At 70.5% G+C, this 20357-nt stretch carries 8 protein-coding genes; 2 read left to right on the top strand and 6 right to left on the bottom strand.

Going from position 1 to position 20357, the window contains the following annotated elements; genetic code table 11:
* Nucleotides 1-116: 116 nt before the first annotated feature.
* From JNUCC0626_RS37145 to eccCa, 5 genes are all read right to left on the bottom strand, one after another.
* Nucleotides 117-2801, bottom strand: a complete 2685-nt coding sequence (locus tag JNUCC0626_RS37145; RefSeq protein WP_394615355.1) for an AfsR/SARP family transcriptional regulator — start codon at nucleotides 2799-2801, stop codon at nucleotides 117-119.
* A 184-nt stretch (nucleotides 2802-2985) separates the two neighbouring features.
* Nucleotides 2986-5649 (bottom strand): AfsR/SARP family transcriptional regulator, encoded by a 2664-nt coding sequence (locus tag JNUCC0626_RS37140; protein ID WP_394615354.1) that lies wholly within the window; start codon nucleotides 5647-5649, stop codon nucleotides 2986-2988.
* Nucleotides 5650-5794: 145 nt separating this feature from the next.
* The gene (locus JNUCC0626_RS37135; RefSeq protein ID WP_394615353.1) at nucleotides 5795-8212 is read right to left on the bottom strand and encodes an NB-ARC domain-containing protein; all 2418 of its coding nucleotides are present in this window, start codon (nucleotides 8210-8212) and stop codon (nucleotides 5795-5797) included.
* Between the two features lie 38 nt (nucleotides 8213-8250).
* On the bottom strand, nucleotides 8251-10950 hold the full coding sequence (locus JNUCC0626_RS37130; RefSeq protein WP_394615352.1) for an AfsR/SARP family transcriptional regulator: 2700 nt from the start codon (nucleotides 10948-10950) through the stop codon (nucleotides 8251-8253).
* A 1160-nt stretch (nucleotides 10951-12110) separates the two neighbouring features.
* Nucleotides 12111-16136 (bottom strand): type VII secretion protein EccCa, encoded by a 4026-nt coding sequence (gene eccCa / locus JNUCC0626_RS37125; protein ID WP_394615351.1) that lies wholly within the window; start codon nucleotides 16134-16136, stop codon nucleotides 12111-12113.
* A 229-nt stretch (nucleotides 16137-16365) separates the two neighbouring features.
* On the opposite strand from eccCa, the gene eccD reads away from it, so the two are divergent.
* Nucleotides 16366-17769 carry a type VII secretion integral membrane protein EccD gene (eccD, locus tag JNUCC0626_RS37120; protein WP_394615350.1) on the top strand — a complete coding sequence of 468 codons (1404 nt, stop codon included), beginning with the start codon at nucleotides 16366-16368 and terminating at the stop codon, nucleotides 17767-17769.
* On the top strand, nucleotides 17766-19169 hold the full coding sequence (gene mycP / locus JNUCC0626_RS37115; protein ID WP_394615349.1) for a type VII secretion-associated serine protease mycosin: 1404 nt from the start codon (nucleotides 17766-17768) through the stop codon (nucleotides 19167-19169). The genes eccD and mycP overlap by 4 nt, the downstream gene beginning before the upstream one ends.
* Nucleotides 19170-19276: 107 nt before the next feature.
* On the opposite strand, the gene JNUCC0626_RS37110 is transcribed toward mycP, so the two are convergent.
* A complete protein-coding gene (locus JNUCC0626_RS37110; RefSeq protein ID WP_394615348.1) occupies nucleotides 19277-20356 on the bottom strand; it encodes a WXG100 family type VII secretion target in 1080 nt (359 codons plus the stop codon).
* Nucleotide 20357: the final 1 nt, after the last annotated feature.

Here is a 20357-nt window from a genome sequence, read left to right as displayed (position 1 = left end):
CCGCGCACATGCTTACCCGATGCGACTGTCCGGGACGACACGGATGGCCAACCTGGCCACGAGAGTTCAACGCAGAGTGGGCGCGATCTGTCGCAGAAGGCTCCGGCACCCGGCGCTCACCGGTCGTCCCAGGACAGCTCGGCGATCCGCGCCCGCAGCTGTTCGGCCACCTTCACGTTGCCCCTCGCCTCCCGCAGCGCCAGGGCCTCCCGCAACGCGGCCACGGCGTCCCCGGCACGCCCGAGCCGCAGGTGCGCGTCGGCGAGGTTCTCCAGGGTGACCGTCTTGATGGCGTCCGACAACTGGTCCGCGGGCAGCGCGAGCACCTGCCGGAACGTCGCCACGGCCTCGGCGAGCCGGCCGCGCTCCAGGTGCAGCAGACCGCGAGTGTCCAAAGTGGATGCGACCAGCTCGGTCAGCCCCGCCCGCGTGATGACGGTGTACGCCTCGTCGTTCGCGGCGAGCGCGGCGTCGAACTCCTCCAGGCTCACCAACGTCATCGCGTAGTTGTTGAGCGCCAGGGCCAGTCCGGCCGGCACGCCCTGTTCCCTCCGCTTCGCGATGGCCCGTTCGTGCATGGCCTTCGCCGCGGCCAGGTCACCGCTCATCGCGTGGTTGATCGCCCACTGGTCGAGGGTGACCGCGATGCCGTGCACGTGCCCGATCTCCTCGCGCACCCGCAACGCGGCCGCGTACTCGACGGCGGCTTCGGCGAACGAGCCGAGCGACGAGAGGGCGTTCGCGAGCGAGTGCAGGGTGATGCCCTCCGCGAACCGGTTTCCCGCCGCCCGCGCGGCCGCCCGCGCGACGCGGTACAGCTCGATCCGCTCGGCCGGACGCTGCCGCAGGTAGAGGTAGCCGAACATGACGGTCGCGAGCTGCCACGCGTGGTCGTGCAGGCCGTGCGCGCCGGCGAGCCGCACGACCGCCAGCAGGTTGTCGTGCTCGGTTTCGCACCAGGCCGCCGCGACCGCCGAGTCCTCGAACCGCGCGGGTCGCACGCCTTCCGAGAGCGGCTTCAGCTCGACTTCCGAACGGCTGTGCCGCAACAGCCGGTCGGCGTTGTCGACGGAGTGCAGGCAGTACTCCAGCAAGCGCCGCACGGCCGCGTCCCGGTCCTGCTCGGAATCCTGTTCCCGCAACGAACACGCGTACTCGCGCAGCAGGTCGTGGGTGGTGTACCGGCCGCGTACCCGTTCGACGACCAGGTGCATGTTCGCCAGGGTCTGCAACGACCTGCGCACGTCGGCACGGCCGCGGCCGTCCAGCGCGGTGGCGGCGTCGAGGGAGATGTCGGGGCCCGCCGGGAGGCCGAGCAGCCGGAAGAGCCGTGCCGTGTCGTCGTCCAGGCGGCTGCACGACGTGGCGAAGACGGCCTCGACCTGGCCCATCGGGCCGTCCGCCGAGTGCAGCTCGTCGACCAGCTCGCGGAGCGTCAGGCCGGGGTCCTCCGCGGCGCGGGAGGCGGCGACGGCGAGGGCGATGGGCAGGCCGCCGCAGAACGCGACCAGGTCGGTGACGGCGGCGGGTTCGGCTGCCACCCGTCCGGCGCCGAGCCGGGCGGTGAGCAGTGCGACGGCGTCCTGCGGGCCGAGTACGCCGAGCGTCACCGGTACCGCGCCCTCGCGGACGACGAGGCCGGTGAACCGGTTGCGGCTGGTGATCACGACCAGGCAGCCGCGGCCGGCGGGCAACAGCGGGCGGACCTGCTCCACGTCCCGCGCGTTGTCGAGCAGCACCAGCACCCGGCGTTCGGCGAGCACGCTGCGGTAGAGCCCGGCCCGTTCGGGCAGGTCGGCCGGGACCGCGCCGCCGGACACCCCGAACGCGCCGAGGAACCCGGCCAGCACCTCGGCGGGGTCGGCCGGTTCCGCCGCCGGGTCGAACCCGCGCAGGTCCGCGTGGAGCTGCCCGTCGGGGAACCGGTCGGCGACCGCGTGGGCCCACCGCACGGCCAGTGCCGTCTTGCCGATGCCCGCGGTGCCGTCGATGGCGGTGATCACGACGGCGGCCCCGCCCGTGGTGACCTCGGTGAGCTTCGCGAGTTCGGCCGCGCGCCCGGCGAAGTGCTCCGGCGGGGCGGGCAGTTGCCGCGGGGTGCCCGTCCGGTCGAGCAGCCGGGTGTGCAGGTCGCGCAACGGCTGACCGGGCTCGACGCCCAGCTCCTCGTCGAGGTGATCGCGGATCTGCTCGTACGCGGCCAGCGCCTCACCCTGCCGGCCCGCCTGGTGCAGCGCCTGCACGAGCTGCGCCCAGAACCCTTCGCGCAACGGGTGTGCCGCGGTCAGCTCCCGCAGTTCGCCGACCAGTTCCTCGCCCCGGCCGCGCGCCAGATCGGCCTCGACGCGCCTGCCGTGCACCACGAGCCGTTCCTCGACCAGCGGCGGCACGTCCTCGCGGTGCAGGTGCTCCGACACCACGTTGGACGCCACCTCGCCCCGCCAGTGCGCGAGCGCGGCCGCGAACTCGCCCTCGGCCGCGAGCCGCCGGAACCGGGTCAGGTCGAGCCGTTCCGGATCGACCTCGGCGAGGTAGCCGCCGGTGGCCGTGCGCACGCAGTTGGCGTCGCCCAACGCCATCCGCAGCCGTCGCACGACCATCTGCAACGTCTTGTGCGCGCGGTCGAGGGTGGGCGGCTCGCCGTCCCACAGCCGTTCCACCAGCTCGTCCACGGACACGAACCGGTTGGGCCGCAGCAGCAACGTCGTGAGCAGCACGCGACCGCGCCCGGCGGGAACCGGAACGGGCACCCCGTCGCGCAGCACCTCCAACGGACCGAGGACGCGGTACTCGACGTTCATGACCCCTTCACCTGTCCGTCCACTGTGGAGACAAGAAGTGTGTGACCGAAGTGTGAGCGGCACCCGGCAGAGTGGTCACCAGCCGAGGACGACAACTGCGAGACATCGGCTGGGGGGCCGCTGTCGTCCGGCGCCGTCGCGGTACACCTCTTCCACCGCGGCGGCGCCTCGGCTCCAACCCCCGTCAACCGGCCTCCAGCTCGACCAGTTGCTCTTCCACCTCGCCGAGACGGTCGTCGCGGAGGTCGCGCCACAGCTCGACGGCCCGGCGCAACGCCGTCAGCGCCTCGTCGCGCCGGCCCAGCCGGGCGAGGACACCGCCCAGATGCCGCGACGCGTCGCCCTCGTTCTCCCGGTCGCCGAACCGGACCATGCCGTCGAGCGCGATCCGCAGCGCGTGTTCCGCCTCGTTCAACCGGTCGAGCCCGGCGAGCGTCTCACCGAGCACCAGGTGGTCTCGCGCCTGCCGGACCTCGCTGCTCATGGTCTTCGAGACGGCCATGGCGGCGGTGATCTCGGCCAACGCCTCCTCGTACCGCCCGAGCAGGTTGAGGATCAGCGCGGTGTTGCCCCGCGACGAGCACTCCAGGTAGTCCTCGCCGAGTTCGGTGACGACGACGTGGGCCTCCCGGCTCGTCGCGAGCGCGCTTTCCAGGTCGCCCATGCGTTCGTAGGAGCCCACGGTGTTGAGCAGCGCCACCGCCTCGGCCCGCCGGTCGCCGAACTTCCGGGCGTACCGCAGCACCTCCTGGCGCGTGCGCACCGCGTCGGTGAACCGGCCGCAGTGGTCGTACAGCGAGGCCAGCTTGTTGCGCAGCGCCGCCTGTTCCTTCTCGGTGCCGTGGGGCAGCACGCGTTCGAACAGCTCGACGGCCTCCGGGCGCCGTCCGCTGTCGACGTTGAGGTAGCGGGACAGGTGCGCGGGCACCTGCACGGCGAGCGTCGTCCAGCCGCGCGCGATGGCCGCGGGTACGAACGCCTTGAGGTTGTGCCACTCGTCCCGCGCCCAGGAGATCGCCTCGGTCGCCGACCCGAACTCCCGGGGCCGCACGCCCGAGGTGATCTCCCCGACGGACGTCAGGTTCCCGACCCCCTGCAACGCCTCGAAGGCGTTCACCAGCGTGAAGGCGTACCACTCCATGACGCGCCGCGCCGCCTGCTCGTCGTCGCCGCTCAGCTCGGCGGAGTACGTGCACAGCAGGTCGTGCAGGTCGTAGCGGCCGGGTGAGCGGGACTGCACCAGGTGGTCGGCCACCAGCCGTTCGAGCAACCGCCGCGCCTGCGCGATCGGCACGCCCGCCAGCGCCGCCGCGGCGCTCACGTCGAGGTCTGGTCCGAAGTGGACGGACAGCAGCCGGAACATCCGCGCGGACTCGTCGTCCAGGGCCCGGTAGGACCAGCTGAACACCGCCCGCACGTCCACGTCGTCGAAGTCGCTCAACGCGTCCAGGCGCGCGTTGTCCAGCTCCGCCACGAACTCCCGCAGCGACGTGTCCGGGAACCGCGCCACCCGTTCGGCCACGACCCGCAACGCGAGCGGCAGCCCTCCGCACCGCTGCACGATCTCGCGGGCCGCGTCCGGTTCGGCGTCGAGGCGCTGCTCGCCGAGGACGGCGGCGAGCAGCAGCCGGGCGTCCGGGAAGTCCAGCTGCCGCAGTTCGATCGCGGTCGCGTCGTAGCGCGAGACGAGGGCGCGCAGCTGGTTGCGGCTGGTCACCACGACCCGCACGCCGGCGGCGCCGGGCAGCAGCGGCACGACCTGACTGCTCGCCGCGGCGTTGTCCAGCACGAGCAGCAGCCGACGATCGTTGAGAGTGGTGCGCAGCAACGCGAACCGCGCCTCCGGGTTCGCCGGCACCTCGTCCACGCCGAGGCCGATCAGCAGGATCTCGGCCGCCACCGCCGGGTCGACGGGCGCGGCGTCCGCCTCGAACCCGCGCAGGTTCAGGTACAGGTCGCCGTCGGGGAACCTGTCGCGCACGGCGCGGGCCCACTGCAACGTCACGGCGGTCTTGCCGATGCCGCCGACGCCGTGCACGACGGTGAGCCCGACCGGTTCGTCGAGCAACCCGAGTTCGGCGTCCCGGCCGACGAAGCTGCGCACCACGGCCGGCAGCTGGCGCGGCACCTGACGCCCGCTCTCCGGCACCTCCGCGCGCAGGATCTGCTCGTGCAGCTCCCGCAGCACCGGGCCGGGATCGACGCCGAGTTCGTCCACGAGGAGCGTCCTGACCTCCTGGTAGGCCCGCAACGCCTCGCTCTGCTGCCCCGACCGGTACAGCGCGAGCATCAGCAACCGCCAGAACGTCTCCCGCAGCGGGTTCTCCGCGACCAACGTCCGCAGCTCGCTCACCAGTTCACCGGCGAGCCCGCGGTCGAGGTCGGCCTCGACCCTGCGCTCCAGCACGGTGAGCCGTTCGTCGTGCAGCGGCGGCACGTCCTCCCGGTGCAGGCGCTCGGCCTGCACGTTCGACAGCGGCGCCCCGCGCCACAACGCCGAGGCCACCCCCAGGTCACCCGAGCTCACCAGCGCGCGGAACCGCAGCAGGTCGAGCTGGTCGGGGTCGATGACGGCCTGGTAGCCGCCGGGCAGCGTGCGCACGCAGTCGGCCTCGCCGAGCGCCACCCGCAGCCGCCGCACCACCATCTGCAACGTCTTGTGCGCCCGGTCCGCACTCGGCGGGGCACCGTCCCAGAGGTGGTCCACCAGCTGGTCGACCGTGACGAAACGATTGGCCCGCAGCAACAGCACGGCCAGCAGGACGTGACACCGACCGGCGGGGACCGCCACCGGCTCGCCGTCGAGAAACACCTCCAACGGCCCCAGCACGCGGTACTCGACTCGCACAAGTCCCCCCAGGTCGAGGCCAGTTTAGACGGTGTGTGATCGCTGTGTGAGCAAAGTGTGAGCGGGGTCGGGCAAGGTAGTTCTCAGCGGTGCTGGTGGCAAAGGTTCCTGGGGGGCCACCAGCACCGCTCACTCGTTTCCGGGGTCAGTTCAGGCCGGCGAGCTTGGCCCTGACCCCCGCCTCCTCCGGGTGCTCGTGTTCCGCGAACCGGGTGGCCGCCTTCTCCCACCAGGCGCGTGCCTCCGCGGGATCGCCCAGCCCGTGGTGGGCATCGCCGAGCAGGTCCTCGGTGCTGGCGACGTCGTCCCACGTGCCCATCTGCCCGAACGCCTCCAGCGCGCCCATCAGCTTCGGCACCGCCTCGGCGTGCCTGCCGAGCCCTATGTACGCGCGCGCCACTTCGCCCGCCATCAGCCCGACGTTGTGCGGGTCCGCCCCGTCGCTGTGGGCTTCCCACTCGACCGCCAGGTCCAGCACCTCCGCGTACTCGCCCACGAGGACGAGGGCATAGCTGAGCTGGTGCAGGGCGAGTTGCATCCGCATCGGTGTCACGCTCTCCTCGCCGCGCAGCAGGTCGAGCGACTTCCGCGCCACCTCGACCGCCTCGTGCGGGCGGCCGAGCCGGCCGAGCACCCAGGCGATGCCCGCCTGGGCCCGCACCCGCCCCGGGACCAGGCCGATCTCCGCGCAGACCTGGTCGGCGGCCTCGAACAGCGCCAGGCCCTCCTCGAACTCGTTGAGGCGGCCGTGACCGACCGCCCTCAAGAAGAAGAACCTGCTCACCATCAGCCGGTTCCCCAGCCGGTCGGCCACCTGCGTCGCACGCTCGAACGGACCGATCCACTCCCTCCAGAGCCCGAACCGCTCGACCAGGTCGGTCATGAACCACACCAGCTGCCAGGTGTGGCGATCGCGGCCCTGCTCGTCGGCCAGCAGGAAGACCGCGAGGATCACCGTGCGTTCCGCGTGGAACCACGCCTCGGCCTGGTCCGGCCGCGCGAACGTCTCCGGGGTCGTGCCGTCCGACGGCACGGGAGGGTCGGGGAGGGTGCCGAGGTGGTTGAAGTAGTGCGTGCGGTTGAGGCTTTCGAGCGTGTGGAGGTAGTGGTCGAGCATGCGTTCCACGGCCACCGCGCGGGACTCTGCCGGCTCGTCGTCCTCCGCCCGGTCGGCGGCGTAGACGCGCAGCAGGTCGTGGCACGTGAACCGGCCAGGTGCGTGCTCGACCAGCAGGTTCGCCCTGACCAGTTCGCGCACGGCCTCTTCGGCGGGCTCACCGGCGAGGCTCGTGGCGGCCGGGATCGTGAGGTCCGGTCCCGGATGCACGCCGACGAGCCGGAACATCCGCGCGGCCTGCGGGCTGAGCTGCTGGTACGACCACTGGAACACGGTGCGGACGCTGGTCTCCGCGTCCCCGGTGTCGAGCGAGTCGAGCCGGGTCCGTTCGTCGGCGAGTTCGGCGGCGAACGCGGACAGCGGCAGGTGCGGGGCCTCGGCCGCCCGGGCCGCCACGATCGCGAGCGCCAGCGGCAGGCCACCGCACCACGCGACCAGGTCGTCGGCGTCGTCCACCCGCGCCTCGCCGAGCCTGCTCACCAGCAGCGTGCGCGCCTCCTCGGTGCTGAGCACGTCGAGCGCGAAGTCCTGCCGCGCCAGGCCGCTGAGCCGGTCCCGGCTGGTGATCAACACGAACGACGGGCCGGTCAGCAGCGGGCGGACGTGCTCGGCGTCGCGGACGTTGTCGAGCACCACCAGCAGGCGGCGGCTCTCCGTCCGCTCGCGGTAGAGCGCGACCTGGTCGTCCAGCGCCGCCGGGACGCGGTCCGCCGGGACCCCGAGGGCTTCGAGGAACCGGCTCAGCACGTCGCCGGGTGCCATCGGCTCGCGGTGCCGGTCGAACCCGCGCATGTTCACGTGCAGCACGCCGTCCGGGAAGCGGTCGGCCACGCTGTGCGCCCACTGCACGGCGAGCACGCTCTTGCCGACACCCGCGGTGCCGGTGATCGTGGCGGTGACCGGTCCGCCCTGGTCGGCCAGTGCGGTCAGCTCACGCAGGTGCCCGGCGCGTCCGACGAAGCGCGGCAGGGCGGCGGGCAGCAGCCGGGGCACGTGCCGCTGTGACCGGGCCAGTGCCTCGGCGCACTCCTCCTCCACGTGCCGGATCTCGTTGCGGTGCAACATCTCCGAGTCCACGTCGGCCAGCACCGGCCCGTGCCGCAACGCCGCGGCGCCCGCGAAGTCCTGTGCTGCCACGAGTTCGCGGAACCGCAGCAGGTCGAGCTCCGCCGGCTCGACCCGTGCCTCGTACCCGCCGGAGTGCGTCCGCACGCAGTCCGCACCCCCCAACGCGACCCTCAACCGCCGCACGACCTGGTGGAGCGACTGCTTGGGCTGCGCCGGCGGAGTGCCGTTCCAGACCAGCTCCGCGAGTTCGTCGACGGACACGAACCGGTTGGGACGCAACAACAACGCCGCCAGCAGCACGCGGCACCGCCCGATCGGCACCGGCACGTCGGCGCCGTCGAGCGTCACCTCCAGCGTCCCGAGGACGCGATACCGCACGATCACTGCCACCCCAGTTCGGTTCAGCTCAGCTCGGTTCAGTTCAGTTCGGGTGACGACAGCAGCGCGCGCACGTCGTCCGCCTGCGCGTTGCCGAGGTCGTCGTAGACGTCGAGCGCCGCACGGTAGTACCTGCGGGCCGCGTCCAGCTCCCCCAGCTCCCGTTTCATGTCGGCCAGCCGGACGAGCGTGTCCGCCTGGTAGTGGCGGTATGACAACGTTGCCTGGAGCTCGACCGACCTGAGGTAGTTCGCCTCCGCCTCCTCGTAGCGGCCGAGCGCGCGGTAGATGCTGCCGAGGGTGTCGCGGTTCGAGGCGACCACGGTGTCCCGCTCGTCCGGCACCAGGTCGAGGTACATGTCGCGGGCCTGCTCGGCGCGCGCGGCCGCCTCGACGTGGTCGCCCAGCTCGTGGTGCACGAACGCGAGGGTCGCCGTGACGCTCGCCAGTTCGATGCGGTCACCGCTGCGGGTCGCCAGGTCCAGCGCGCGCAGCAACGGGTCGAGCGCGCGCATGTGCCTGCCCTGCCGGGAAAGCAGGTACGCGAGCCCGCGCAGGTCGTTGGAGAGGCCGATGAGGTCGCCCAGCCGTTCGTCGAGGGCGACGGTCGCGCGCAGCTGCCGTTCGGCCTCGTCGAACTCCTGCCGGGGGATGAGGCACGACACCAGGCCGCGCCGGGCCCGGCACTCGCCTTCGAGGTCACCGGACCGTTGCGCGGCGGCGACGGCAAGTCGTTGCAGCCGTTCACCTTCGCGCCAGCGGCTGGTCGCGAGCAGGAAGTGCCTGATGGCCCACACCGTGCGCCACACGTGCCCGTCGAAACCCGCCTCGCCCGCGGCCACCACGGCCGGGCCGAAGACCGCGCGTTCCTCGGCGTACCAGCGGTCTGCATCCGTGCTCACCGCGAACGCCAGCACGACCGCGCCGGGAGCCGGTTCGGGCGTGCTGATGGGCTGGCGCAACGGATCCGACTTCATCGTGGCGGCCAGCGCGGAGTGCATGAGGTGGTCGAAGAACCGCCGTTGCGCTTTCTCCCGTTCGTCGGCGGACAACCGATGAGCCGCCTCCTCCGCCGCGTACGACCGCATCAGGTCGTGCAGCCGGTAGCGGCCGTTCTGGCTGTTGATGAGGCTGTAGCGGACCAGCTCGTCCAGCGCCTCGGCCACCGGCCGCCCCATGAGGCTGGTCGCGGCGGCCTCCGTGACGTCCGGACCGGGGTGCAGTCCCAGCAACACGAACAGCCGTGCCGCCACCAGGCTCAGGCACCCGAACGTCCAGGAGAACACGGCCCGCACGCTCGTCAGCGGGTCGTCGGTGTCCAACGCGTCGAGCGCGGCGTGTTCGAGCTCCTCGACGAGCATCTTGAGCGGGTGCTGGTCCAGCGTCGCCCGCGCCGCCACCACCGCGAGCGCCAACGGCAACCCGGCGCACAACTCGACGAGCCGCTTGGCCGCGCCGGGCTCGTCCGCGACCCGTTCCGCCCCGACCCGGCCGCCGAAGAGCACCATCGACTCCTCGGGCCCGAGCACGTCGAGCTGCACCACGTGGTGCTGCGTGACGAGCCCTCGCAAGCGGTTGCGGGACGTGATCACGGCCAGGCTCTGCTCACCGCCGGGCAGCAGCGGCCGCACCTGAGCGACGTCCCGCACGTTGTCGAGCAACACCAGCACCCGGCGCCGCGCGAGCAACGCCCGATAGCTCTCCAGCATCGCCTCGGTACCCGCCGGAATCTCCCCGGCAGGCACTCCGAGCGCCAGCAGGAAGTCGCGCGCGGTGTTGACGGGGTTGACCGGCGCCCCGGTCGGGTCGAATCCGCGCAGATCGCTGTAGAGCTGCCCGTCGGGGAACCGGTTCGCGATCCGATGGGCCCACTGCACGGCAAGCGACGTCTTGCCGATCCCACCGCTCCCGTTGATCACGACCTGCCCGGACGCCCGCACCGCGTCGAGCCTGCCGAACTCCACCTCACGCCCCACGAAGTGCGGCAACGCCGTCGGCAACTGCCGGGGAACGTGCTGCGGCACGTGCCGAGGCCGAACGTCGGTCGTGAGCACCTGCTGCTGCGCCTTCCGCAGCCGCGGCCCCGGCGTGACCGACAACTGCTCGGCCAACTCGACCGAGACCTCCTGATAGGCGGCCAACGCGTCCGCCTGCTGCCCACTCCGATGCAACACCACCATCAACTGAGCCCAGAACACCTCGCGCAACGAGTGCTGCTGGGTGAGCATCCGCAACTCGGGCACCAGATCCGCAGACCGCCCCCGCTCGAGATCGGCATCGATCCGAGCCTCCAGCGCCCGCAGCCGTTCCTCCACCAACGCAGGCACCAGATCCCGGTGCAACGACTCCGACACGACGTTCGCCAACACGGGCCCACGCCACAACCCGGTGGCCTTCTCGAACTCACCGCGCCGCACGTGCTCGCGAAACCGCAGCAGATCCAGTTGCTCACCCGTGACCACAGCCACGTACCCGCCCTCGCGAGTCCGAACGCAACTGGCCTCACCCAACGCCCGCCTGAGCCGAGTGACCACCATGTGCAACGTCTTGCCGGCCCGATCAGCCTGAGGCGGCGCCCCGTCCCACAACCGCTCGACGATCTCGCCAACGGACACGACCTCGTTGGCCCGCAACAAAAGCACAGCGAGCAACACCCGGCACCGCCCAGCCGGAACAACGACCGGAACACCGTCCCGCAGGACTTCGAGCGGCCCCAGCACGCGATAGTCGACCCGCACGCCACCCTCCCGTCCGCTAGGTGACCGAGCGCCGAGTGTATGGGTGAGAACAGGGTGTGACCGAAGTGTGAGCACGAACGGGCACAGTGAACAGCAGCCGGAGCGGAGAGCGTGACACCAGAAGTCCTGGGGGGATGTCACTCTCACCGAACTCCCCTCCCGCCGCCCCTCCCAGTGGCGCGGCAGGAGAAGGAACTCCGGTCTGGGGGGAACCGAGCAGTCCCCTGCTGTTCGGTCAAGGCCCGCAGCCCCGGCTGCGGGCCTTATTACTCCCAACGGCGCACCCCGCTCTCACCGCCTCACGCTCACGTCATCAAGACGTGAGCAATGCGTGAGCGCGATGAGGCAGAGTTCGCACCAGCCAGTTCGGAAGGGCCAGGTACCTGGGGGAACCACCCACCCGAACGAGGTCCGGAACGCCGCAGCGGTCGCCTCCCTCTTGACCGCACCGGCGTTCCGGACCGGGCTATGGGGGGCAGGTAGTACCCCTGCTACCTGCACGGGCCCGCGGCTTCGGCCGCGGGCCCGTTCTAGTTGGGGCAGCGGCACGGCGGGGCGGGGCAGCGGCACGGCGGCAGGCTGACGCAGGAGTCCCCTCGGCTTCAGGACCCCCCGCGACCCAACGTACCGACGAGGTCTGACAGTCCGGCCAAGCCGAACCAGGCGCTCGCACGCAACCGCAGTCGCCAACGCAAGGCGACCACCGCCCAAGCCCGGCGCACCACGCCCCCAACCGCAGTCGCGAACGCAAGGCGACCACCGTCTTGGCCCGGCGCGCGCTCTCAACCGGACAGCCGAAGACGTAAGCCAACCACCTACGAATCCTGGCGTGGCGAAGCCGAAGGCGAGCCCGAACGGGCTGCTACCGCGTTGGGAAGCGGTTCCGCCGTTCATGGCGATTGGGGCTTGACCTTGAGGGGCGGGATGCCAACCTGTCTCGGTCCGGCCGGGGCGCTTTCACCCCGGCTTTTGAAGGCCGCGAACGCATCCCGCCAGAGGCTCAAGGTCAAGCCCCAATCGCAACCCACTTCGTCCGTCTCGACCTGCCGGACCACCCTCGCAACCGCAGCCCAACCAACCGAACGCAACCAACCCACCAACGACAAGTGGGTGGCCCCGCACCAAGCGAGACCACCCACAAAGCCGCAAAACCAAAACCCCTAGTCCGGCGAGATCCAAGCGAACTGGATCCGCTGCTGCCCACTCTTACGAGTGACCAGCGTCCCCCGCCCAGGCGGCTGAGGCGAAGGCTTCAGGTTGCCGATGATGTTGCCCTCCTCCTTCGACCCGGACCCGACGAAGATCGGCGCAGAGATCTCCTTCAACTTGCCGATGATCGGGTCGTACATGGCCCGAGAAGCACCACCCATGCGCCGGGCAACGATCACGTGCAACCCGACGTCCTTGGCCTGCGGAATGAACTCCGCCAGAGGAGCCATCGGGTTGGCCGCACCCTGAGGCGCCACCAGGTCGTAGTCGTCGACGATGACGAAGACCTCCGGTCCCTTCCACCAGGACCGGTTCTTCAACTGCTCCTGCGTCACATCCGGTCCAGGCATACGACCGGCCAACGAACCCCGGATCTCCTGCACGTTCTGCGTGAACTGCGGCCCGGACACCGCGTAGCTCAGCAGGTGGTCGGTGTCGATGAAGCCGAGCATCGTGCGCCGGTAGTCCGCGAGCAGGATCAACGCCTCGGAAGAGGTGTAGCTCTGCATGATGCCGCGGACGATGGTGCGCAGCAGGTTCGTCTTGCCCGATTCGCCGTCGGCGAGGGCCACGAAGTGCGGTTCCGCGTCGAAGTCGAGGTAGACCGGTGCGAGTTCGTCCTCGTTGACGCCCACCGGGACCAGGTGGCCGCGGTTGGGGAACACCTGCTGCACGTGCGCCACGAACTGCCCGTGGTCGAGCAGGTCGGGCAGCATCCTGACCTGCGGGGCGTGCTGGCCCTGCCAGGACTGGGTGAGCTTGTTGGCGAGGTCGGCGACGCCGGCGGTGACGGTGCTCGCGTCCTGCGAGGTGTCGATGCGCGGCAGGCCAACCAGGTAGTGCAGTTTGCGGCCGCTGGCGCCGTCGATCGTGATGCCTCGGCCGGGGCGGCCGGGCGGCACGTTGACGGCCACCTTGCGGTCTACCTCGGACTCGCTCGGGTCACCGAGGCGGAGTTCGAAGCGGGTGCCGAGGAGGTCCTTCATGGCCGGGCGGATCTCCGCCCAGCGGCTGGCGCCGAGGATCACGTGCACGCCGTAGGACAGGCCCTGGGCGGCGAGCGCCTGGATCTGCGGCTCGACCATCTCGAACTCCTGGCGGAAGTTCATCCAGCCGTCGACGACCAGGAACGCGTCGCCGAAGGAGTCGTCCTTGATCTCGCCTCGCCGCTTGCGGTTGCGGAACTCCGCGAGCTCGATGCGCTGGTCGCGCCAGCGGACTTCGCGCTCGGCGATCAGCGTCTGGAGTTCGGCCACCATGCGGCGGACCTTGTCGACGTCGAGACGGCCGGCGAAGCCACCGACGTGCGGCAGGTCCTCCATCGCGGCGAGCGAACCACCACCGAGGTCGATGCAGTAGAACTGCACCTCCTCCGGCGTGTGCGTCAGCGCCATCGACGCGATGATCGTCCTGAGCAGCATCGACTTGCCGGACTGCGGACCGCCGACGACCGCGCCGTGGCCCGCGGCACCGGAGAAGTCGGCCCACAGCAGGTCGCGGCGCTGTTCGAACGGCTTGTCGACGATGCCGACGGGGATCTGCAGCTTGCTGTTCGCCGGGTAGCCCGGCGACGTCAGACCGCGGTCCGGCGTCACGTCGAGCGGCGGCAGCATCGTGTCCATCGTGGGCGGCTCGTTGAGCGGCGGCAGCCACACCTCGTGCGCGGGCGGGCCCTGGCCGACGAGGCGGTCGACGATGAGTTCCAGCTGGGTGGGCTCGTTCGCGTCTTCCTTGACCGGCTCCGCGACCTTCACGGGCTCGACCGGACGCTCGGGCTCCTTCGGGATCTCGATGAAGTCCGGCACGAAGAACCGCGGCCGCTTGTCGCTGCGCACGGCCACCGACTCGCCGACGGACTGCATGCCCGCCGGACGGTAGGTGCCCGAGACGTAGAGCGCCTTGAACCTGGTCAGCGGCATGCCCTGCACGCTCAGGTAACCCGAACCCGGGATGGGCGGCAGCTCGTAGGCGTCGGGCACACCGATCGCCGCACGGGACTCCGCCGCGTTGAACGTCTTCAGACCGATCCGGTACGAGAGGAACGTGTCCAGACCGCGCAGCTTGCCTTCTTCCAGTCGCTGCGACGCGAGGAGCATGTGCATCTGCAGCGACCGGCCGACACGACCGATCTGGAGGAAGATGTCGATGAAGTCCGGCTTCGCCGTCAGCATCTCGGAGAACTCGTCGATGCAGATGAAGAGCGCGGGCAACGGGTCGAGCTGGGCGCCGTTCTCACGGGCCTTCTCGTAGTCCCAGACGTTCTTGTAGTTGCCCTTCGCCAGCACTTCCTGGCGGCGGGACACCTCGCCCTCGATGGCGTCCTTCATGCGGTCGACGAGGCTGAGGTCGCCGGCGAGGTTGGTGATCGTCGCGGCGACGTGCGGTGCCTTGTCCAGACCGAGGAACGTCGCACCACCCTTGAAGTCGACGAGGATCATGTTGAGCGCCGTCGACGAGTGCGAGGCCAGCAGACCGAGCACCAGCGTGCGGAGGAACTCCGACTTGCCGGAACCGGTCGCGCCGATGCACAGGCCGTGCGGGCCCATGCCGTCTTCCGCGGCTTCCTTGATGTCGAGCTCGACCTGCTGGCCGTGCTCGCCGATGCCGAACGGGATGCGGTAGCGGTCGCGCTTGGGCCGGGGCCGCCACGCCTGCTGCACGTCGAACGTGATCGGGTCGCCGGGGATGCCCATGAACTCGAGCAGCGGCGGGTTGTTGCTCATCGCCAACGGGTCTTCACCACTGTCGCCACCGGCTTCACCGGCGGCACCCATGCGGTACGGCGACAGGCGGCGGGCCAGCGCCTCGGACTCGACGATCGAGAGCCGGTCCGGTCCGCCGAACCACTCGACGCCGGTCGCGGACCGGGCACCAAGCTGGTTGTTCTCGACGACGAGACGCAGGCCGCGCCGGGCCGTCAGGTTGCCGAGGCACTCGGAGAGGTCGAGCAGCGTGACGCCGACCAGGCCCTCCTCGAGGATGATCATCTCTTCGCGGCTGATGTCGCCGTCGTCGATGACGATCACGATGTGCGGCTGGTCCGGCGGCGGCGGGGCGTTGCGGGTGAACCGCTGGCGGTCGCGCAGGTTCTCGTCCAGCATCGCCTCGATCTCGGCGAGCGAGTTCGCCATCATGCGGCGCTGGCCGATGCCGTCGATGTCGGTGGGGTGCTGCGCGTGCGGCAGCCACTTCGCCCACTCCCACAGCTGCTTCGTGCGGCCCGCGCTGACGACCGCGATCAGCAGGTCGTCCGGGGCGTGGAAGGTGACGAGCTGGGCGATGAGGGCGCGCGCGAGGTCGCGGCGGTCCTCGATCTCACCGAGCAGGCCGACGGCCGCGAAGCCGCGCAGCGCGATGGAGATGGGGAGGTCGGGCACGAGCGAGTGGGCGCGCACGAACCGGCGCAGCGCCAGCGTCGCGATCGGCTCCAACTCCTCGACCGGGCCCGTCTGCGGTGGCACCAAACGAGTTGCGAGGCGCTGCGAACCCCGGCCCGCACGCAGGTGGCAGAAGTCCGGGTCGTTCTGACGGCGTTCCCACATGCGGCGCGTGGTGGCGAGCGACCACAGCATCTGCGGGTCCGGGTGGACCCACTCGCGCTCGGCGCGCTGCTCGTCGGCCGCCTCACGGGCGCGGTCGCGCATCTGGCCGAGGTACCGCAGGTAGTCCTTGCGGTCCTCGTTCATCTCGGCTTTCTTCTGGCCCTTGCCCGAGCCCATGCCGCTCGCCATCATGCCGATGGTCGAGATCATCATCATGCCGGGCATGATCATCGCCGCGGGCTGACGCGGCATGAAGACCAGCATCATGCCCATCATGCCCATGGACGCCACGATCATGACGACGGGCATCGCCTTCATCATGATGTTGCCGGGGATGATCCGGGGCACCTCGGGTGGCGGTTCGAGGTGGACCTCACCGCCCGGAGGCCGGGGAGCAGCAAGGCGTGCCGTTCGCTTGAACTGCAGCGTGCTCAACTGACAGGCACCTCTTCGACTCGTTACGCCACCAGTAGCAACCGACACTATTGCGCATCCGCGGACGCCACGAAGGTGGGTCGGGAAAAACCTGACCGAACGTGTTCTGCAAACGACACGTGCAGGAGACGTCGGTGCGTCCATACTAGGGCCGCCCGGCAACCGTCCGAGTGGACCAATAAGGTCGGGCACATTGTTTGCAAGCACTGATCTGACTTAGGGGGCCCTGGTGGCGACCGGTACGACGGTGTTCAGCCGTGTCACGGTGGTGGCACCTCGGACGCGTATCGACGTCGCGCTGCCTGCCGACGTGGCGGTGGCCGATCTCCTGCCGATGCTGTTGGACATGGCGAGAGAGGCCACTCCGGACGGTGGCGTCCGGCACGGTGGCTGGTGCCTCGCCAAGCTCGGCGACAACCCGCTCGACCCGGCTCGCACGCTGGCGTCGCTCGGCGTGGTCGACGGCGAGCTGCTGCAGTTGAGGCGCCGCAACGAGAATCCCCCGCCACCGCTGTACGACGACGTCGTCGACGCGATCGCGGAGTCCGATCCGGACTCGTTCCGGCCGTGGACGAAGGAGACCGCGCAGAAGTTCGGTCACCTCGCCGGCTCGCTGGCGCTGATCGCGGCTGCCGTGGCGTTGTTCCTGTCCGGTCCCGTGACGACCGCGGGTTCGGGCAGCGGGCTCGCCGCCGCGATCGCCGGTGGTGTCGGTGCGATCGCCCTGCTGGCGGCGGGCGCGACCATCTCGCGGGCCTACAGCTCGGCGTCGACGGGTGTGCTGATCGCCGCGTGCGGTTCGTTGCCGCTGGCGTTCGTCGCGGGCTTCCACGCCGTTCCCGGCGTGGGCTTCAACCCGAAGATGCTGCTGGCGTCGGCGTTGATGATGATCTTCGCGTGGGGCGGGATCCTGCTGATCGGGCAGGGCATCACGGTGTTCATCGCCGCCGCGACCGGCGGCACCCTGGTGGCGCTGGCGTTCCTCGTCGCGACGTTCGTGGAGCACCCGCTCACCGGTGTGGCCGCCGCGACCGGCGCCGTGGCACTCGCCGCGCTGTCGCTGCTGCCGAGCCTCACGCTGCGGCTGGCCAAGATCCCGCCGCCCGTCGTGCCGACGAACGCCGAGGACCTCAAGGAGGACAGCGGCTTCCCGGAGTTCGCCGTCATCGAGCGCCGCACGGCCGTTGCCCACGAGTACCTGACGGGCATGATCATCGGTACCGGTGTGGTCGCGGCTCTGGCGGCCATCGTCGCCGCGAGCGCACCCGGCATGTGGGGCCCGATCTACGCCGTCGTCGTCGCGATCGTGCTGATGATGCGCGGCCGTGCGTACGCGAACGGCGCGCAGGCCGTGGCGCTGCTGTCGACCGGCATGGTCGCCAGCGCGGGCATCCTGCTGGGCTGGCTGATCGCGTCGAACTCGTTCGACCGCATCGCGTTCGTCTTCGGCGCGCTGCTGGTCCTGGGAGCGCTCGCACTCGTGCTCGGCGTGATCTTCCCCGGCCAGAAGTTCTCGCCGCCGTTGCGCCGCACCGTCGACATCATCGAGGCGATCCTGATCGCGTCGGTGCTGCCGCTCGCGCTCGCCGTGATGGACATGTACCAGGTGTTCCGAGGTCTGATCACGCTATGAGGACCGGCATCAGGCGCACCACGGCGGCCGCGACCGCCGGACTGCTGCTGCTGACGGGGACGCTGCCGCAGGCCTCCGCTCAGCCGTCCTCGACGTCGCAGAGCGCGCGGCCGAACTCGGTGCCGCCGGACCTGCCGGCGGGCACCGCACCGCCGGTCGACGAGGGCAAGCCCGACGTGAAGTACGTGCGCACCAACAAGGGTTGCGTCGAGTCGGACACCAAGAGCGAACTCATCAAGACCAAGCCCTGGGGCCAGGTTCAGCTGAACCTGGACCAGGCGCACCGGTTCGCGACCGGCAAGGGCATCAAGATCGCGATCATCGACACCGGCGTCGACCCGCAGAACCCGCGGTTCGGCGGCCGGGTCGAGGGCGCCGGTGACTACGTCGCCGACAAGAACGGCATCGACGACTGCGACGGTCACGGCACCGAGGTCGCGGGCGTCGCGGCCGCGGCCAGGACCGAGGGCGACTTCGTCGGCGCCGCACCGGCGGCGACGATCCTCGCGATCCGCCAGACGAGCGACCGCTTCGAGTTCAAGAGCGACACGGACAACCGCGCGTCGGCGGGCAAGGTCGGCACGCTCGCCCAGGCGATCGTCCGCGCGGCCAACAAGGACGCCAAGGTCATCAACATCTCGTTGACGAACTGCAGCTCTCCCAAGGGTTTCAGCGCGGACGACCTGAAGCTCCAGGCCGCGATCCGGTACGCCGTCGACGTCAAGGACGTCGTCGTCGTGACGGCCGCAGGCAACCTGAGCGACCAGGGCACCGGCTGCGCGCAGCAGAACAACAACATGGACCCGAACACCGTCAACTCGGTGTCGTCGCCCGCCTGGTTCTCCAACGACGTGCTGTCGGTGGCGTCCATCGCGCAGTCCGGCGCCGTGTCGTCGTTCAGCGTGTGGGGCCCGTGGGTCAGCATCGCCGGGCCGGGCGAGGAGATCATCTCCGTCGACCCCAAGGGCCCCGGCCTGACGAACGCGAACGTCACCGCGCAGGGCGTGCAGGACATCAAGGGCACCAGCTTCGCCTCGCCGTACGTGGCGGGCATCACGGCGTTGGTGCGCGAGCGGTTCCCGAACCTCAAGGCGCGCCAGGTGATGGAGCGCCTCAAGATGACGGCGCTGCACCCCGGTGGCGTGACCGGCAAGGACAACAAGACCGGGTTCGGCATGGTCAACCCGATCGCGGCGCTCACCGCGGTGCTGCCGGCGGAGGCCGCCGGGTTCAAGGCGGAGGAGCAGAAGCAGCTCACGACCAGCGTCACTCCGCCGCAGGGGCTCGACTGGCCGCCGATCATCGTGGCGATCAGCGGAATCGGTGTCGGCGGTCTGCTGCTCGCGTTGACGTTGTTCATCCGCAATTCGCTGAACCGCAAACGCGGGCGACCTGCTTGACGCTTTGTTTCGAAACAAGTTTCGAAACAACGGCCCTGCTGAAGTTTTCTTCAGCAGGGCCGTTTCGCGTATTGGGACGCTGTGATCAAAAACTCGGCGAACGAGCGTCAGTCGTCGTCGCCGATCGTCTTCGGTGCCGCCTTCTTGGGCTTGCCGAGCAGGTCCTCGATGGAGCCGGTGAGCCGTTGCCGCGGCTTGTGCTCCTTGTCGCCGCCCTGCTGGCCTCCAGCGCCCGCACCCATCATCGGTGCCATGCCGCCCATCATCCCGCCGCCCGCCGGAGCGGCCCCAGAACGCCCTGCGGCGGCCGCGGCACCCTGTCCGGCGCCGGCACCCTGCTGAGCCGCCGGAACCTGCTCAGCGACGCCCGTGGCCCCGCCGAACTGCATCGGCTGCGCGGCCGCGGCGGGCGCTCCGACCGAGCCGACGCCACCACCGACCCCGCTGCCACCGCCACCGACCGCGCCACCGCCACCGCCACCGCCTGACGACGGCGGCGCGCTGCTCGACGCTGCTGTCGCGGACGCACCAGCCGGTGCGGGCACCTGAGTCTCGGGCTTGGCCGGCGCGGTGTAGGTCCAGTTCTGGTCGGGGTAGCGGTGTTCCATCCGCACGGCACCGAACGCCGCCGCGTCACCGGACAGCCCGTCGCAGAGCTTGAGGAACGCCTCCATCACCTGCCGCGCCGACTCGTGCAGCTCGCGGACCGGTTCCTTGAGCTCCTCGATGTGCTTGAGAGCGCGCTGGTCGCCGTCCGTCGGCAGCGAGGCCGTGCCGGACACCGAATCCGCGGCGTCGGCGAGCACGTGCGCCATGTCCTGCACGATGATCCGCACGCCGTCGGCGGTCTCCTCCAACGCGTCCGCCATGGCGTTCATCGCCTCGGACAGGTCACCGCCCGCGAGCCCGACCTTGCGCATGTGGTCGAGGAACGCCTCGGCGTCCCTGCCCTTCCAGCGCTCGTCGACTCCACCCAGCGGTGCCTTGACGTGGTTGTTGACCGCCTCGGTCACCTTCGCGGCCTTGCGCCAGCGTTCGGCTTCCTCGCGCAGGTCGTTCCAGTCGCCCACCAGCGGGTCGAAGAAGTCGTGCACGAGGTCCACGACACCGAGCTTGCGGCTCACCCGCGAGAGGTAGTCGAGCTCGGGACCGACCTCGGCCGCGATCTGCTTGCCGTCCTTGGTCACC

This window comes from Lentzea sp. JNUCC 0626, assembly GCF_043632865.1.
Lineage (GTDB): Bacteria > Actinomycetota > Actinomycetes > Mycobacteriales > Pseudonocardiaceae > Lentzea.
Note: the sequence above shows the minus strand (reverse complement) of the source record. Positions and strands in the feature narration are given on the sequence as shown.

Coding starts and splice junctions, on each gene's coding strand:
- JNUCC0626_RS37145 (WP_394615355.1), bottom strand. CDS start 2,801: ATGAACGTCGAGTACCGCGTCCTCGGTCCGTTGGAGGTGCTGCGCGAC.
- mycP (WP_394615349.1), top strand. CDS start 17,766: ATGAGGACCGGCATCAGGCGCACCACGGCGGCCGCGACCGCCGGACTG.